The 16,695-nt window shown below is 60.0% G+C and carries 18 protein-coding genes; 10 read left to right on the forward strand and 8 right to left on the reverse strand.

What is annotated here, in order from left to right; translation table 11 throughout:
• Positions 1 to 150 precede the first annotated feature (150 nt).
• A complete protein-coding gene (locus tag AC1DXW_RS14425) occupies positions 151 to 807 on the reverse strand; it encodes a thiopurine S-methyltransferase (RefSeq protein ID WP_477754035.1) in 657 nt (218 codons plus the stop codon).
• Between the two features lie 102 nt (positions 808 to 909).
• On the opposite strand from AC1DXW_RS14425, the gene AC1DXW_RS14430 reads away from it, so the two are divergent.
• Positions 910 to 1,677 (forward strand): DODA-type extradiol aromatic ring-opening family dioxygenase, encoded by a 768-nt coding sequence (locus AC1DXW_RS14430; protein WP_477754036.1) that lies wholly within the window; start codon positions 910 to 912, stop codon positions 1,675 to 1,677.
• Positions 1,678 to 1,748: 71 nt separating this feature from the next.
• Here the strand turns inward: AC1DXW_RS14430 and AC1DXW_RS14435 are convergent, their stop codons facing one another.
• A complete protein-coding gene (locus tag AC1DXW_RS14435; protein ID WP_150756007.1) occupies positions 1,749 to 3,422 on the reverse strand; it encodes a DEAD/DEAH box helicase in 1,674 nt (557 codons plus the stop codon).
• A 422-nt stretch (positions 3,423 to 3,844) separates the two neighbouring features.
• Between AC1DXW_RS14435 and AC1DXW_RS14440 the strand changes: the two genes are divergently transcribed.
• Entirely contained in the window at positions 3,845 to 4,636 is a 792-nt protein-coding gene (locus AC1DXW_RS14440) for a crotonase/enoyl-CoA hydratase family protein (RefSeq protein WP_477754037.1), read from the forward strand.
• Positions 4,637 to 4,742: 106 nt separating this feature from the next.
• Here the strand turns inward: AC1DXW_RS14440 and AC1DXW_RS14445 are convergent, their stop codons facing one another.
• Entirely contained in the window at positions 4,743 to 5,498 is a 756-nt protein-coding gene (locus AC1DXW_RS14445; RefSeq protein ID WP_108229894.1) for a spermidine synthase, read from the reverse strand.
• Positions 5,499 to 5,648: 150 nt separating this feature from the next.
• On the opposite strand from AC1DXW_RS14445, the gene AC1DXW_RS14450 reads away from it, so the two are divergent.
• Positions 5,649 to 6,995, forward strand: a complete 1,347-nt coding sequence (locus AC1DXW_RS14450) for a class II 3-deoxy-7-phosphoheptulonate synthase (RefSeq protein ID WP_477754038.1) — start codon at positions 5,649 to 5,651, stop codon at positions 6,993 to 6,995.
• A gap of 104 nt (positions 6,996 to 7,099) precedes the next feature.
• On the opposite strand, the gene AC1DXW_RS14455 is transcribed toward AC1DXW_RS14450, so the two are convergent.
• Positions 7,100 to 8,329, reverse strand: a complete 1,230-nt coding sequence (locus AC1DXW_RS14455) for a winged helix-turn-helix domain-containing protein (protein ID WP_477754039.1) — start codon at positions 8,327 to 8,329, stop codon at positions 7,100 to 7,102.
• A gap of 80 nt (positions 8,330 to 8,409) precedes the next feature.
• Entirely contained in the window at positions 8,410 to 8,625 is a 216-nt protein-coding gene (locus AC1DXW_RS14460) for a DUF1127 domain-containing protein (RefSeq protein WP_007983517.1), read from the reverse strand.
• 95 nt (positions 8,626 to 8,720) lie between these two features.
• Between AC1DXW_RS14460 and AC1DXW_RS14465 the strand changes: the two genes are divergently transcribed.
• Positions 8,721 to 9,575, forward strand: a complete 855-nt coding sequence (locus AC1DXW_RS14465; RefSeq protein ID WP_477754040.1) for a LysR substrate-binding domain-containing protein — start codon at positions 8,721 to 8,723, stop codon at positions 9,573 to 9,575.
• Here the strand turns inward: AC1DXW_RS14465 and AC1DXW_RS14470 are convergent.
• A complete protein-coding gene (locus tag AC1DXW_RS14470; protein WP_477754041.1) occupies positions 9,565 to 10,314 on the reverse strand; it encodes a sulfite exporter TauE/SafE family protein in 750 nt (249 codons plus the stop codon). The two genes, AC1DXW_RS14465 and AC1DXW_RS14470, sit on opposite strands and share 11 nt — an antisense overlap.
• Before the next feature lie 111 nt (positions 10,315 to 10,425).
• Between AC1DXW_RS14470 and AC1DXW_RS14475 the strand changes: the two genes are divergently transcribed.
• The 4 genes from AC1DXW_RS14475 (at position 10,426) to AC1DXW_RS14490 (ending at position 13,722) form a co-directional block, all read left to right on the forward strand.
• Positions 10,426 to 11,382, forward strand: coding sequence for a LysR family transcriptional regulator (locus AC1DXW_RS14475; RefSeq protein WP_477754042.1), 957 nt, complete (start codon positions 10,426 to 10,428; stop codon positions 11,380 to 11,382).
• A gap of 67 nt (positions 11,383 to 11,449) precedes the next feature.
• Positions 11,450 to 11,911, forward strand: coding sequence for a MarR family winged helix-turn-helix transcriptional regulator (locus AC1DXW_RS14480; protein WP_477754043.1), 462 nt, complete (start codon positions 11,450 to 11,452; stop codon positions 11,909 to 11,911).
• A 343-nt stretch (positions 11,912 to 12,254) separates the two neighbouring features.
• Positions 12,255 to 12,674: an organic hydroperoxide resistance protein gene (locus AC1DXW_RS14485; protein ID WP_046031808.1), complete on the forward strand. Its 420-nt coding sequence runs from the start codon at positions 12,255 to 12,257 to the stop codon at positions 12,672 to 12,674.
• A gap of 34 nt (positions 12,675 to 12,708) precedes the next feature.
• The gene (locus AC1DXW_RS14490) at positions 12,709 to 13,722 is read left to right on the forward strand and encodes an alpha/beta hydrolase (RefSeq protein ID WP_477754044.1); all 1,014 of its coding nucleotides are present in this window, start codon (positions 12,709 to 12,711) and stop codon (positions 13,720 to 13,722) included.
• Positions 13,723 to 13,908: 186 nt separating this feature from the next.
• Here AC1DXW_RS14490 and AC1DXW_RS14495 read toward each other — a convergent pair whose 3' ends face one another.
• A complete protein-coding gene (locus AC1DXW_RS14495) occupies positions 13,909 to 14,478 on the reverse strand; it encodes an elongation factor P (RefSeq protein ID WP_477760127.1) in 570 nt (189 codons plus the stop codon).
• Between the two features lie 48 nt (positions 14,479 to 14,526).
• Entirely contained in the window at positions 14,527 to 15,669 is a 1,143-nt protein-coding gene (gene earP / locus AC1DXW_RS14500) for an elongation factor P maturation arginine rhamnosyltransferase EarP (protein ID WP_477760128.1), read from the reverse strand.
• Between the two features lie 124 nt (positions 15,670 to 15,793).
• On the opposite strand from earP, the gene AC1DXW_RS14505 reads away from it, so the two are divergent.
• Positions 15,794 to 16,204, forward strand: a complete 411-nt coding sequence (locus tag AC1DXW_RS14505; protein WP_477756256.1) for a hypothetical protein — start codon at positions 15,794 to 15,796, stop codon at positions 16,202 to 16,204.
• 2 nt (positions 16,205 to 16,206) lie between these two features.
• Positions 16,207 to 16,689: a GreA/GreB family elongation factor gene (locus AC1DXW_RS14510; protein ID WP_477756257.1), complete on the forward strand. Its 483-nt coding sequence runs from the start codon at positions 16,207 to 16,209 to the stop codon at positions 16,687 to 16,689.
• Positions 16,690 to 16,695: the final 6 nt, after the last annotated feature.

The raw sequence follows: 16,695 nt of genomic DNA on the forward strand, positions 1-16,695 counted from the left end.
TGTCTGCTTGATTATTGGGGGTGCTTTTGAGGGCCTCATCGCGAGCAAGTCGAATCGTCGCACCGTCGCTCCCACAGGGTTTTGTGAACGACGCAGGTCCCTTGTGGGAGCGAGCTTGCTCGCGATGAGGCCAGCAAAAACAACACAGTTTTACCGGCTGGAAACCCGATACACCCGCTCCTCAAGCCGCGTAACACCCGCCTCCAGGAATTTCCCGCCTTCACTCAACACATCCTGATCTTCCAAAATCTTCAGCGTCCACGAGTCCCCGAACAACCGCCGCACCTCATCATCGAGTACAGCAAATGGCGGGCCGGGCATTTGCGCCTGGTCATAGTCCAAGGTAATCACCAGGCCATGGGACTCCTTCGGCAGTATCCGCTTCAAATGGGCGGCATAGCGCTCTCGCATTTCCGCCGGCAGCGCGATCAACGCCGCGCGATCGTAAAGCGCGGAGCAATCGGCAACATCGCCTGCCGTCAGCTCGAAGAAATCGCCGCACCACAGTTCAATGGAACCTGCCCGATAGACCTTGAAAGGCCCCTGCTCGCTGACGGCCGGATCAAAGCCATGCTCGCTGAAAAACTCCTCGACGGCTTTTTCCGACAGTTCGACCCCCAAGACCTCATGGCCTTGATGGGCGAGCCATAGCAAATCCAGGCTTTTTCCACATAACGGCACCAACACGCGCGCGCCTTCTTCAAGGCTTAACGCTGGCCAGAACCGCTTCAGATGAGGGTTCACCTGCGGCAGGTGAAAGCCGATCTGGTTCGCCGCCCACTTCTTGTGCCAAAACTCCGGCTGCATAAATAACCCCGAAAATTCGATCAAAACACCCTAAAACTTATATTAGATTTAGATTAATGATCTGACTGAAGATGTTGCATCTTAACTCTCAGGAGCTCATTCATGTTCCCCAGCCTGTACATATCCCACGGCTCCCCCATGCTCGCCCTGGAACCCGGCGCCAGCGGGCCGGCACTCGCCCGCCTGGCCGCCGAGATACAGAAGCCAAAAGCCATCGTGATTGTTTCCGCACACTGGGAAAGCAATGAGCTGCTGGTCAGCGGCAATCCACAACCGCAAACCTGGCATGACTTCGGTGGCTTTCCCAAAGCCCTGTTCGAAGTGCAGTACCCAGCCCCAGGCGACCCACGACTCGCCGCAGAGGTTGCCGGGTTATTGAAAACCGCTGGCTTTCCAGCACGTATCGACAGCAATCGGCCTTTCGACCATGGCGTCTGGGTGCCTTTATCACTGATGTATCCGCAGGCAGACATCCCGATTGTCCAGGTTTCGCTGCCCACCCGTGGCGGCCCCACCCTGCAGACCCGCGTTGGCCACGCGCTGGCCAGCCTGCGCGAGCACGGAGTCCTGCTGATCGGCTCAGGCAGTATCACCCACAACCTGCGGGAACTGGACTGGCATGCCGGTCCCGAAAGCGTTGAGCCTTGGGCTCAGGCGTTTCGTGACTGGATGATCGAAAAACTCGCCGCGAACGACGAAGCCGCGCTGCACGACTATCGCGCGCAGGCACCGAATGCCGTGCGCAACCATCCCAGCGACGAACACTTGTTACCGCTGTACTTTGCCCGTGCCGCCGGTGGGCAGTTCAGCATTGCCCACCAAGGCTTCACCATGGGGGCATTGGGCATGGACATCTATCGCTTCGGCTAGCCAATAAGGCATAAAAAATCCCCGAGCCAGTCGGGGATTTTTTATGTTCGATCAATCAGCCCGAAAGCGGATCAATCTTCGCGGTAGCGACGCAGCTTCAATTGCTTACCGGCAACGCGAGTGTCCTTCAGCTTGGTCAGCAACTTCTCAAGACCATCTTCCGGCAGCTCGACGAGGCTGAAGCTATCACGCACCTGGATGCGACCGATGGCTTCACGCGCCAGACCACCTTCGTTGAGGATGGCGCCCAGCAGGTTTTTGGCAGCGATACCGTCACGCGCACCCAGCGCGGTACGGCAACGTGCACGGCCTTCGCCCAGTGGCATCGGAGCACGACGCTCGCGGTCACCACGCTCAGGACGATCACCGGAACGCTCTGGACGATCGCCACGCGGTGCATTGTTAGGCACCAGTGGACGCTCTTTCTCGATTGCAGCCAGGGTCAGCGCTTGAGCGTTGGTTGCCTTGCGCAGCAGGGCTGCGGCCAGGGCACGCGGGCTGCAACCGATGTCGGCAGTCAGGCGATCCAGCAGATCACCGTGAGTCGATTCGGCATCGGCCACCAGCGGCGACAGGCTGTTGGTCAGCTTCTTGATGCGCGCATCCAGAACAGCTTGAGCGTCTGGCAGGCGAACTTCAGCAACCTTTTGACCGGTTACGCGCTCGATCACTTGCAGCATGCGGCGCTCACGCGGAGTCACCAGCAGCAGTGCACGACCTTCGCGACCGGCACGGCCGGTACGGCCGATACGGTGAACGTAGGACTCTGGATCGTACGGCATGTCAACGTTGAATACGTGAGTGATGCGCGGAACGTCCAGGCCACGAGCGGCAACGTCGGTCGCCACAACGATGTCCAGACGGCCATCCTTGAGGGAGTCGATCACCCGCTCACGCTGGTTCTGGGCGATGTCACCGTTCAGCGCAGCGGCTTTGTAGCCTTTGGCTTCCAGGGCACTGGCCAGATCCAGGGTCGCTTGCTTGGTGCGCACGAACATGATCAGGGCGTCGAAATCTTCCACTTCCAGCAAGCTGAGAACGGCCGAAGTCTTCTGGTCAGCGTGAACCAACAGGTGAGCCTGCTCGATCGCGGTAACGGTCTGGGTCTTGGTCTGGATCTTCACGTGTTGCGGATCGCGCAGGTGGCGTTCAGCAATGGCTCGGATCGACTGCGGCAGGGTGGCCGAGAACAATACGGTCTGACGGGTGACAGGCAGGGCCTTGAAGATAACTTCCAGGTCGTCCATGAAGCCCAGCTTGAGCATTTCGTCGGCTTCGTCGAGAACCAGGTGGTTCACGGTCGCCAGTACTTTTTCGTCGCGACGCAGGTGGTCGCACAGACGGCCCGGAGTGGCGACAACGATCTGTGCGCCATTACGGATTGCTTTCAGTTGTGGGCCCATCGGCGCGCCGCCGTAGACAGCCACAACAGTTACGCCCGGCATTTGCTTGGCATAGGTTTCGAAAGCGGTTGCAACTTGTAGCGCCAACTCACGAGTTGGGGCCAGGATCAGGGCTTGCGGTTCGCGCTTTGCAGGATCGATGCGATGCAGGATCGGCAGGGCGAACGCAGCGGTTTTACCCGTACCGGTTTGCGCCTGACCAATCATGTCGTGACCGGCCATGATGATCGGGATCGATTGCTGCTGAATAGCCGAAGGCTCTTCGTAGCCAGTCGCGGTGACGGCTGCAAGAATATTCGGATTAAGATTAAAAGCGGCGAAGCCGCCGGTTTCCTGGGTCATGGGTCTGCCTCTAAGTGCATCCGCAAAGACCCATGCTCCAAAGCTGCGCGTGCCGTGTTGAGACTCAAGAGTCGCCCTGGCAGCTTTGTCGGCGGGGATTTGCGAAAACGAATGAATGAAAAGAATCGTCAAGGAAGAGTCCGCTGGGCGGACGTGCAGCCGAAGCTGGCTTCGGGGAATTGCGCTACCTAAACGCGGCCCGGTTAAAGGCCGGCGCGCACTATACCGGAATTCACCCAAAAAGGGAGCTTTTTTTATCGGAAATCCACCGGATACGCCGTTGTGTGACAGGCTTTGCGAATAATCGATCAGCCGTCTACTTTTCAAAGGCCCGGCCTTGTGGGTGATGGCGCTAAAACGGTTCATCCTTTGCCGTGCAGACCGCCGGTCTGGCACGCCCTTCCCACCCCGAGGATCGCTCCATGAATCAGCCCAGCTCCAGTCGAGTCAGCCGCGAACGGCATGGTCATGTGTTCATGATCGGTCTGGATCGGGTAGCCAAGCGCAACGCCTTCGATCTCGACCTGCTCAACGCGTTGAGTCTGGCCTATGGCGAGTTCGAAGCCGACAGCGAGGCGCGCGTGGCGGTGGTGTTCGCTCATGGCGAGCACTTTACCGCCGGGCTCGATCTGGTCAATGCCAGCGTTACACTCGCCGAAGGCTGGCAGGTCCCCCCTGGCGGCTGTGATCCGTGGGGGGTGTTCGCAGGTCCCAGGGTCAGCAAACCGGTAATCGTCGCCGCCCAAGGCTATTGCCTGACCATCGGCATCGAATTGATGYTGGCCGCCGACATCAACCTGTGCGCCAGCAACACCCGGTTCGCACAGATGGAAGTGCAACGCGGGCTCTTCCCGTTCGGCGGCGCCACCCTGCGTCTGCATCAGGTTTCCGGTTGGGGCAATGCCATGCGCTGGTTGTTGACTGGTGATGAGTTCGACGCCCGTGATGCCTTGCACCTGGGCCTGGTGCAGGAGGTCATGGCCAGCGAGGACTTGCTGCCCCGGGCGATTGAACTGGCCGAGCGGATCGCCCGGCAGGCACCGCTAGGGGTGCAGGCGACGCTGATGTCTGCTCGACAGGCCCGGTATGAAGGGGAAACCGCAGCGGCAAAGGCGTTGCCGCTGCTGGTCAAGAAGTTGATGGCCAGCGAGGACGTCAAGGAGGGTGTGCGGTCGATGGTGGAGCGGCGGCCTGGAGTGTTCAAAGGGCTTTAGCCTTGTAGCGCCAGTTGGAAAGCTATCGCGAGCAAGCTCGCTCCCACAGGGGATCGCAGTCAGATGTGGGAGCGAGTTTACTCGCGATGACGCCTTCACAGACAACTCATGTCGCCGGACGAATGCACTTGATCAACGAATCCAGCGAATACCCCAACCGTGGCGCCAGCGCTTCGGCGCGGGCGATCAGGCCGTCCATGTCCAGTTCCTGATCCAGTTCCGACGGCACGATCAGAATCACGTTGCCCTCCTTCACCGGCAGCTCCCAGTAATGTCGGTGGTACAAACCACGCAACAACGCGGCGCCCAAGGGTTTGCCATCGTCGGTAGCCCATTGATTGATGACCAGCCAGCCCCCCGGATTCAATCGCTTCTGGCAGTTTTCCAGAAAGCTCCAGGCCAGATGCCCGACACCCGGACCGACATCGGTGTAAAGGTCGACGAAAATCAGATCGGCCGATTCGGCGGTGTCCAGCAGCTCCAGCGCATCGCCAACGCGGATGTACAGGCGCGGATCGTCATCCAGCCCCAGGTACTCGATGGCCAGGCGCGGTACATCCGGGCGCAGTTCGATGGCTTCGACATCTTCCAACGGCAGGAACTTGAGGCAGGCCTGGGTCAGCGTCCCGGCGCCGAGGCCGAGAAACAGCGCACTTTCCGGTTGCTCGTGGCACAGCGCGCCGATCAGCATCGCCCGGGTATAGTCGTACTCGAGCCAGCTCGGATCGGCGGTGAACACGCAACTTTGCTCGATGGCATCACCGAACTCGAGAAAACGGTAATCGGCCACTTCCAGCACACGAATCACGCCGAACTCGTCCTGTACCTCGGCGAGCAGATGCTCGACGCGCTCCTCAGTCATTTCATCTCCTGATCGTCACCGGGGCCGGCAACGCAATAACACCGCGTATAGAGAGCGGCAAAGGCGAGATTGTCGGCGAAGCGACGGGAACAGGTCACGCACTAATTTGCTGATAACATGGAGGTCCGAGCGAAAACACTAGAGACCGTGATGAGCCAACCCTGGAGCCCTGACAGCTGGCGCGCCCTGCCGATCCAGCAACAACCCCAATACCCCGACGCCGCGCATTTGCAGCAGGTCGAGCAGACCCTGGCCAGCTATCCGCCGCTGGTATTTGCCGGTGAAGCCCGTGAGTTGCGCCGTCAGTTTGCCGAGGTGACCCAGGGCCGAGCGTTTCTATTACAGGGTGGCGACTGCGCCGAAAGCTTCGCCGAATTCTCCGCGGCGAAAATCCGCGACACCTTCAAAGTGTTGTTGCAGATGGCGATCGTGATGACGTTTGCCGCCGGCTGCCCGGTGGTCAAGGTCGGGCGCATGGCTGGGCAGTTCGCCAAGCCCCGCTCGGCCAACGACGAAACCATCGATGGCGTGACCCTGCCCGCCTACCGCGGTGATATCGTAAACGGTATCGGTTTCGACGAAAAAAACCGCGTACCGGACCCGGAACGCCTGCTGCAGTCCTACCACCAGTCCACCGCCACCCTGAACCTGTTGCGCGCGTTCGCCCAGGGCGGGTTTGCCGATCTGCATCAGGTGCACAAGTGGAACCTGGACTTCATTGCCAACTCGGCGCTGGCGGAAAAGTACAGCCACCTGGCCGACCGTATCGATGAAACCCTGGCGTTCATGCGCGCTTGTGGCATGGACACCTCGCCGCAGTTGCGCGAAACCAGTTTCTTCACGGCCCACGAAGCGCTGCTGCTGAACTACGAAGAAGCTTTCGTGCGTCGTGACAGCCTGACCAACGATTACTACGACTGCTCGGCCCACATGCTGTGGATCGGCGACCGCACCCGCCAGCTCGACGGTGCCCACGTCGAATTCCTGCGCGGGGTGAACAACCCGATCGGGGTCAAGGTCGGCCCGAGCATGAACCCCGACGACCTGATTCGTTTGATCGACGTGCTCAACCCGCAGAACGATCCGGGTCGCCTGAACCTGATCGCGCGGATGGGCGCGAACAAGGTCGGCGATCACTTGCCGCAGCTGATCCGCGCCGTCCAGCGTGAAGGCAAGCAGGTGCTGTGGAGTTCCGACCCGATGCACGGCAATACGATCAAGGCCAGCAGCGGCTACAAGACCCGCGACTTCGCGCAGATCCTTGGCGAGGTGAAGCAGTTCTTCCAGGTGCACGAAGCCGAAGGCAGTTATGCCGGTGGTATCCACATCGAAATGACCGGGCAGAACGTGACCGAGTGCATCGGTGGTGCGCGGCCGATCACCGAGGATGGCTTATCGGATCGCTACCACACCCATTGCGACCCGCGGATGAATGCCGATCAGTCGCTGGAGCTGGCGTTTTTGATTGCCGAGACACTGAAGCAGGTTCGGCGCTAAATTGCGCCGCGCCCTTCGCGAGCAGGCTCGCTCCCACATTGGACTGCGTTCGCCCGAACAACTCGGTCAACTGTGGGAGCGAGCTTGCTCGCGATGGCGTCAGATCAAACACCGCCAATTTGAGTGAACGCCACCCGCAACCTTGCCGCACTCGCCCGCGGGCAATTCAACTGAACCTGCGCCAGCCCCAGCCAATCCGCCATCTGCCGCAGATTGACCGCCAACGCCAGCATCCCCTCCTCGTCCAGCCCCGCTTCCTCTTCATGCACCGCATGCACGGCCAAACGGCCCGCCGCCCGTTCGGCGCGCAGGTCTACCCGTGCGGCAATCCGCTCGTTGTGCAAAAACGGCAGGACGTAATAGCCGTACACCCGCTTGTCCTGCGGCGTGTAGATCTCCAATCGATAGCGGAAATCAAACAGCCGCTCGGTCCGGCTGCGCTCCCAGATCAGCGAATCGAACGGCGAGAGCAATGCACTGGCGACGACTTTGCGCGGCACTTTTGGCCCGGCCAGACAATAGGCCGGTTGCCGCCAGCCCTGGACTTCGCAGGTCTGCAATTCACCGGCCTCGACCAATTCGGCCAAACGTGGGCGGCTGTCCGCAGGGTTCAAGCGGAAATAGTCACGCAAGTCTTTCTCCGTGCCGACTCCCAAGGCCGTTGCCGCATGCCGCAACAGGCCGCGCTGGGCATCGCCTTCACTCAGGACGGGGTGCGCAAGAACCGCCCGGGGAATCACCCGCTCCGGCAGATCGTAGAGCCTTTCGAATCCGCGCCGTCCGGCAACGGTCACTTCACCGGCCGCGAACAACCACTCCAGCGCATGCTTTTCCGCGCTCCAGTCCCACCAGGGACCGGCTCGTTCCTGACGGGTCGACAGACTTCCGGCCCCCAGCGCGCCCTGCTCCTCGACCGAAGCCAGCACCCGGCGAATGGTGTCTTGCTGTTCACGGCCAAAGCGCGCCAATTGCTGATAAATGTCTTCGCCACGGGCTGCACGCTGCATGCGCCAACGCATCAAGGGGTACATGGAAAGTGGCAATAACGAGGCTTCATGGCCCCAATACTCGAACAACGTACGTCGCCTACCCTGACCCCAGGCAGCCTGGTCGAGTAAATCGGAAGAATAGTTACCGAGGCGGGAAAACAGCGGAAGGTAGTGCGAACGCACCAATGCATTGACCGAATCGATCTGCAAAATGCCCAGCCGTTCGATCAGGCGATTGAGTGCAACAGCCTTGATCGCCGCTGGCGGCGACCGCCCGTTGAACCCTTGGGCGGCCAGCGCCAGACGCCGAGCCTGGTTGAGGGTAAAGGACAACGTTGCGCGCATGGGTGCCTCCTTGTCTGCTCGCAACCTACCTCACCGGTAAGGGGTTTGTGTAGCGTGGCACTCATCATTTATTGATCGGGTCATTTATGCATCGGGTCATTCCAGAACGGTTTGATCGACTCGTTCTCCACATCCGCACGGCTCATGCCGATGTCCTTGAGTGCTTCGTCGCTCAAGCTCGCCAGCAGTTCGCGCTCGCGATGCAGTTCGTACCAGCGGCCGACCTTGTGCAGCAGATCGGATATCACGTGAATCGAGTGTTTTTCTGCACCGTGGAACTCATGTTGACCTTTCATCTTGTTGCCCTCCGTTTGGATGGCTCCAGTCTCGCGCCGGGTCTAAGATCAATCCAACGAATGTTTCTGATGTCACATATCTCGGAGATTGATGGATGTCCGCCTACCCGAGTATCGATACCGAAGTGTTGCGCACCTTCGTCGCCATCGCCGACCAGGGCGGCTTTACCCGCGCCGGCGAAATCGTCAACCGCACCCAGTCAGCCGTCAGCATGCAGATGAAACGCCTGGAAGAAGATGTGCTGCAGCGTCAGTTGTTCCAGCGCGACGGGCGGCAGGTGCGGCTGACGGCTGAAGGCCAGGTGTTGCTGGGCTATGCGCGGCGGATCCTCAAGCTGCACAGCGAGGTCTTCAATACCTTGCGCGAACCCGACATGGTCGGCACGGTGCGCATCGGCACGCCGGACGATTATGTGATGCGATTCCTCCCGGGGATTCTGCGCCGGTTTGCCCAGTCCTACCCGCTGATTCAGATAGAAGTGCACTGCGAATCATCCAAGCAACTGCTGATGCGCCAGGACCTCGACCTGTCCATCGTCACCCGCGAGCCGGGCAGCGAAATCGGCCAGTTGTTGCGCAAGGAACGTTTTGTCTGGGCCGAAGCGCAATGCTACAGCGCTCATGAGCAGACGCCGCTGCCGCTGGCAATGTTCAACAGTGATTGCTTCTGCCGCCTGTGGGCCTGCAATGCCCTGGATGCCCAAGGGCGCGACTACCGGGTGGCGTACAACAGCGACAGCCTGTCGGCGATCATGGCAGTAGTCAGCGCCGGGCTGGCCGTCACGGCGCAGCTTGAAAGCCTGATCACCGCGGACATGCGCATCCTCGGTGCAGCCGAGGACCTGCCGTTGCTGCCCGAGGCCAGCATCATGCTCGTGCGCAACCTGCATAACCCGTCACCGATCACCGAGTGCCTGGCCGAGCACATCATCGAAGGCTTCAAACTTTGAAGGCGAGCATCGCCGCACAGAACACCAGGAACCCGCAAAACAGCCCGCGCAGCAGCCGCTCCGGCAATGCGTGGGCAACCTTCACGCCCCAACTGATGCTCATCAGCCCGCCGACCGCCAAGGGTAAGCCGATCACCCAGCTGACCTGATGGTGCACGGCGTAAGTCACCAGCGTCACCCCGGTACTCGGCAAGGCCAGCGCCAACGACAACCCCTGCGCAACCACTTGGCTGGTGCCGAACAGACTGGTCAGCACCGGTGTCGCCACCACCGCGCCCCCCACGCCAAACAACCCGCCCATCGTGCCCGATGCAGCACCCAGTACGCCCAGCCAGGGCCATGAATAGTTCATCTGCGAAGCCGGCGGAGCGCTGGCGGCGAACATGCGAACGAGGTTGTACGCCGACAGCGCGATCAGAAACGCGACAAAGCCTATGCGCATGGTTTGCGCATCGATGCCTACCGCCCAGATCGATCCGAGCCAGGCGAAGCAGAACCCCATGATCGCAAGCGGTAGCGCGTGGCGCAGTTCGATCCGGTTGCGCTGATGATAGCGCCACAGCGCCAGCATCACGTTCGGCACCACCATCACCAGCGCTGTGCCTTGGGCTATCTGCTGATCGAGCCCGAACAGCACGCCCAGCAGCGGAATGGCGATCAGGCCGCCGCCGATGCCAAACAACCCGCCGAGCGTGCCCAACGCAGCGCCGAACACCAGATACATCAAAAACTCAATCACAGCATTTTCCCCGTTGCCGTCAGGCCTTTGATCCTACGCAGTTGCTTCTGGCGCGGAAACGCACAGCATCGCACAATGGCTGTGCCAAATTCGCACAAGCGCAAACCTGCCATGAACCCCAATCAACTGACCGACCAACTGGTCTTGTTCCTCGACGTGCTGGAAACCGGCAGTTTTTCCGCCGCCTCGCGCCGTCATCCGCTGACCCCTTCGGCCGTGGCACGGCGAATCGACAGCCTGGAAAGCGCGGTCGGCAGTCAGCTGTTCCTGCGCAGCACTCATGCAGTACGCGCCACCCCGGCGGGATTGGCCTTTGCCGAGCGCGCACGGCGGATCGTCGCCGAGTTGCGCCTGGCCCGGGCCGAAGCGGTGTCTCTGAGCAGCGCGCCGGAAGGTCTGATTCGCATCGATGCGCCGACAGCCTTTGGGCGCCGGCACCTGGCACCGGTGATCGCCGATTTCCTCTTGCTCTATCCCGGTCTCGATGTGCAACTGCACCTGATCGACAGCTTCGTCGACATGCAGGGCCTGAACCTCGGCAAGGTCGATCTGGTGCTGCGCGCCGGGCAATTGGCCGATACCCGGCTGGTAGCCACGCCACTGGCGAGCATGGTGCGTATCGCCTGCGCCAGCCCTGATTACTTGCAGCGTCGCGGCGTGCCAACCGAGCCCTCACAACTGACTGAACACGACGGACTCGACTGGGATGGCCTGGCCCCGCCCTTCGCCTGGCGTTTCGAGCGCGACGGGCAAATGCAGTTGCACCGGCCGGCGCGGGTCCGCATGAGTGCCAACAATGCCGAGGCGCTGGTCTGCGGCGCGCTGGCCGGACTGGGTATCGCGCACCTGCCAACCTGGCTGGTCAGCGAGTACCTGTTGCGGGGTGAGTTGCTGCCGCTGTTCTGCGACAGCGGCCTGCCGAAACCGGAAAGCACCGGCATCTACGCCTTGCGCCTGGAACAGCAACCCAACTCCCGCAGTCGCTTGTTGCTGGAGTACCTGAAAACCCGCTTCAGCCCGGTTCCACCCTGGGATCTGCTGCTGCAAACCCATTTGCAACAGCACTGATCAAATTTATCTGGCGCATTAAAGATTCGCCCGCTAGATTCCTAAGATCACAGATCAAGGCTTCGACATGACCACCGAGCGCAACTCCCCGGACAACTGCGACAACCTGCTGCTGGACAATCAGGCCTGCTTCGCCCTGCATTCCACTTCGCTGATGATGACCAAGGTCTACAAACCCTTGCTGCAGGTGCTGGGACTGACCTACCCGCAATACCTGGCGATGATGGTTTTGTGGGAAAGGGACGGTTTGACCGTAGGCGAAATCAGCACGCGGTTGCTGACCGACCCTGGCTCGTTGACGCCGTTGCTCAAGCGCCTGGAAGCCGAAGGCTTGCTCAGCCGCACCCGCAGCCGCGAGGACGAGCGCGTGGTGATCGTCGAACTCACCGAACAGGGCCGGACCTTGCGCGACAAGGCCCGGGATATTCCCCAGTGCATCCTCGGCGCTAGCGGGATGACACTGGAGCGCCTGCAAAACCTGCAAGCGGAGCTGCAGGAACTGCGTCGTCACCTGCAAGACAGCCTGTAATTTTCAATTCACCACAAATCCCTTGTGGGAGCGAGCTTGCTCGCGATGGCGGTGTGTCAGTCAACATCATTGCTGAATGTGAGACTGCAATCGCGAGCAAGCTCGCTCCCACATTTGTTTTGCGCGGGACCGAAAAATCGGGTTCGCCACCTCTTCTTGAAAAATTTCCCTCGATAGCTCTAGCTCAACACTTCCAACAAAAACGCCCTCGCTGACATTTCGCTTTTTCAAATCTGTTTGAAATTTTATCTTGCGCGCTAAATATTGGCGCGATACATTCACCTCGCACTTAATTAGCGCGCAAACATTTAGCGCAAACCAAACCCTGAACGAGGCTTTCACCATGCAAACTCTCTACACCGCAATCGCAACTTCCACCGGTGGCCGTGACGGTCGTGCGGTTTCCAGCGACAACATCCTCGACGTCAAACTCGCCACCCCGAAAGAACTCGGCGGTGCCGGCGGCGCAGCCACCAACCCTGAGCAACTGTTCGCCGCCGGCTACTCCGCCTGCTTCATCGGCGCCCTGAAATTCGTGGCCAGCCAGACCAAGCGCAGCATCCCGAACGACGCTTCGATCACCGCCCATGTCGGCATCGGCCAGATCCCTGGCGGTTTCGGTCTGGACATCGACCTGCACATCAGCCTGCCCGGTCTTGAACAAGCCGACGCACAAGCACTGGTCGACGCGGCCCACCAGGTCTGCCCGTACTCCAACGCCACCCGTGGCAACGTCGATGTGCGTCTGCACGTAACCGTCTAAGCGCTGACTACCCAGGCCCGAACAGGAAACGAACATGAACACTTTCAGCAAAGTCTTGACCGGTACCCTTCTCGCCTTGTCCATCAGCAACGCGTTCGCAGGTACTGGGGTTGAACACAACACCCAGGCATTCCTCGACGTTCTGAACGCCGGTACCGGCAAGCCGATGGAGCAAATGACGCCCGCCGAGGCCCGCGCCGTTCTGGTAGGCGCGCAGGCCGGGGTGAAGCTGACGCAGCCAAAAGCCGATGTCAGCCAGAAGACCATTCAAGTCGACGGCCAACCGATCAGCCTGACCATCGTCCGGCCGGCCGGGGTCAAGGGTGAGCTGCCCGTATTCATGTTCTTCCACGGCGGTGGCTGGGTACTGGGAGATTTCCCGACCCACGAGCGGCTGGTACGTGACCTGGTGACGGGTTCGGGTGCAGCGGCCGTCTTCGTCAACTACACGCCGTCGCCGGAAGCGCATTACCCGGTGGCGATCAACCAGGCTTACGCGGCGACCCAATGGGTGGCCGGGCACGGTAAAGAGATCAACGTCGATGGCAAGCGCCTGGCAGTAGCCGGCAACAGTGTCGGCGGCAACATGGCGGCCGTGGTTGCGCTGATGGCCAAGGACAAGGGCACACCGGCGATCAAGTTCCAGGTGCTGTTGTGGCCGGTGACTGATGCCAACTTCGAAACAGCGTCCTACAACCAGTTCGCCGAAGGGCACTTCCTCACCAAAAACATGATGAAGTGGTTCTGGGACAACTACACCACCGACGCCAATCAACGGAACGAGATCTACGCCTCACCACTGCGCGCGACCACCGCCCAGTTGAAAGGATTGCCTCCAGCGCTGGTGCAGACCGCCGGTGCCGACGTGTTACGCGATGAAGGCGAAGCCTACGCCCGCAAACTCGATGAAGCCGGTGTGCCGGTGACCTCGATTCGCTACAACGGCTTGATCCACGACTACGGTTTGCTCAACGTGGTAAGCCAGGTGCCGGCGGTGCGTTCGGCGATGTTGCAGGCGTCTGAAGAACTGAAACAGCACTTGAAATAACACCGCCCAACTGTAGGAGCGAGCCTGCTCGCGATGGACGCCCAGACAACGCGGGCATTCAGGAAGCTCGCGTTATCGTTAACGCCCATCGCGAGCAGGCTCGCTCCTACAGGAGAACTGGATGTTTCATCCAGGCACAAAAAAGCCCGACTCAATGGTCGGGCTTTTTCATTCCTCAAGCGGTGCTTATTTGGCACGGCCTTTGTAGGAACCGCCTTCGCGGGTATCGATCTCGATCATGTCGCCGATTTCGATGAAGTCAGCAACCGACAGCTCGGTACCGTTCTTCAGTTTGGCAGGCTTCATCACCTTGCCGGAAGTGTCGCCGCGAGCGGAACCTTCGGTGTAGTCAACCTGACGCACGATGGTGGTCGGCAGCTCTACGGAAACCAGACGCTCTTCGAAGAAGATCGCTTCGCAAACATCGGTCATGCCTTCTTCAACGAAAGGCAGAACGGCTTCGATGTCTTCAGCGTTCAGCTCGTACATGGTGTAGTCGGTGGTGTCCATGAACGTGTAGGTATCGCCGCTGATGAAGGACAGGGTCGCTTCTTTGCGGTCGAGGATTACGTCGTCCAGTTTGTCGTCGGCGCTGTAAACGATCTCGGTCTTGTAACCGGTCAGCAGGTTCTTCAGCTTGGTCTTCATGATCGCGCTGTTACGACCGGATTTGGTGAATTCAGCTTTCTGAACCAGCCAAGGATCGTTTTCGAGACGAATCACGGTCCCGGGTTTCAGTYCTTTACCAGTTTTCATTGCGAATATCCGAATTTGGATGGGATTTACAAAAATCTAGGCCGCGTATCATATCCAATTTCCATAAAACTGTACCAGCGCCGTGGCAAGATCGGCCTGCAAGGCCTGTTCCAGACACCACGCCTCGGCGTGTTTTTCCAGCTCTGGCCAGTGTTTACGGGTGAATTGCCAGTGGTCGGCTATTTTTTCACCAGCGTTCCACGCCCGCCAGAGACCGCTGATCGCCTCCCGCGCAGGTTCAGAAAGCCCCTTTATATAGACTTCGAGGAAGGCCTCGAGTTTGTCCAGATGGATATCTTCTTCCTGCCGGTAGATGTGCCAGAGAAATGGCCGGCCGGCCCATTGAGCGCGCACAAAGGAGTCTTCGCCGCGCACGGCATTGAAATCGCAACACCATAGCAACAAGTCGTATTGGTCCTGGCGGACGAATGGCAGCACTTGCACGGTCAAGGCATCACGCACATGCACGGCACCGGCCGCCAAACCCTCCACACCGAGCCAACGCTCTACGTCGCCGAGAATCCGCCCTTCCGGCACCAGCAGATGAGTGGCCGTAGAATCGCCAGCCATCGCATCGAGCCAACTGGCCAGCCCGGTGTTTTCGTAGGCAAACAATGAGATCAACTGCGCACCGGGTGCACGATCAATCCCCAAACCGTGCAGGAATTCTCTTTGAGCCTGCGGGTCTTGCTGAAATTGCCGACGACGCTCAAGCAATCCACGCTCACGTAACAACCCGCCAGTGCCCTTCTGGAACCCCGGAAAGAAAAAGAACTTCTGCACGCTTTTGTACTTCACCGAGGGCAAACCGTGGCAGCCGATCACCCAGTCCTCGGCACTCAGGTAGTCGAGGTTCATCCACAGCGGCGTCTTTTCCCGTTCGGCCATGGCGTCCATGTAGGCGCTCGGCAATTGGCAGGCAAATGCAGCAATCACCACATCGGCGGCTTCGGTCGGTTGCCACTCGGCTGGCCATTGGCGCACTTCGACGTTTTGTTGCCACTGCTGCGCAGCGTGGATGTCGATTTCCGGGCACAGGCGCTCGAACGCTCGCAGATCATCGACCCATAGACGCACCGCCAGCCCATGTTCGGCGACCAGTTGTCGGGCCAGTCGCCAGGTCACGCCGATGTCGCCGAAGTTATCGACTACGGTGCAAAAAATATCCCAGCGGGTTTTCATTTCAGGCATTCCAGGTTCCCGTTGGCAAAGGCGCCGATTGTCCGCATAAATTACCCCGTGCAGAAGAGCCGACGGTGATTATTCTTCATGCGACAATCGCCACTCGCCCGTGACCTTTCGCCAGGAAGCAACCATGCCCCACCGCCCCACTCCGCACCGCTCTTTCCCAATCAGCCTCAATGCCCTGCAATTGACCGGCAGCATCGCCCTCGGCATGTGGCTGGGATTCATTGCCATTGTGCTGACCTGCTGGCTCGCTTCGCGCCTGCTTTTCAGCGAGCAACTGGCACCTGTGGCAGCAGCTGTGGAGCAACTGGCCAAACCACCGGTGGCAGCGCAACCGGTGCCGGACATTCCGCCACAGAGTCCGTTGTTTGAGCTATATGAAGAAAACCTGCGCAAGAACGAGCAGCAGCAACGGCTCGATCAGGCGCGCAGCAGCAGTCGCAACCTATCCAACCCAAGCTGTCAGTTCTGGCTGCAACAGGACCGGACTGCACCCAGCGAAAAAAGCCGCGCCAACGTCCTGCAATTCTGCGATTGATCATGAATAAGCACACAGTCCACCAACTGATTCTCGACAAGCTGCGGGTCGATCTAGACATCGCCGAACGGGCCGCGCAAACCGCTTACGAAACGGCGACCCATGAAGAAAACATCGCCGAGAACAAATACGACACCCTGGGGCTGGAAGCGTCCTATCTCGCGGCCGGGCAAGCCAGGCGGGTCGAGGAAATTCGCCAGTCACTGAGCCTCTGCCAGAACCTGGCCCTGCGCCCGTATGACGATCAGCGGGGCATCGAAGTGGGCGCGCTGCTCGGGCTCGAGGACGAAAGGGGGCGCGAACAATGGCTGTTTCTCGCCCCCGATGCAGCCGGATTGAAGGTCGATCTGGTGGGGCAACTGATAACCGTCATCACCCCGCGCTCACCGCTGGGCAAAAGCCTGCTGGGCAAGTTCGAGGGCGATGAGGTGGAGATTCTGGTGGCGGGCGCTCGGCAACAGTTCGCTGTCACCGAGGTGGTTTGACCGGCA

It is taken from the genome of Pseudomonas sp. P4_C4 (genome assembly GCF_056402055.1).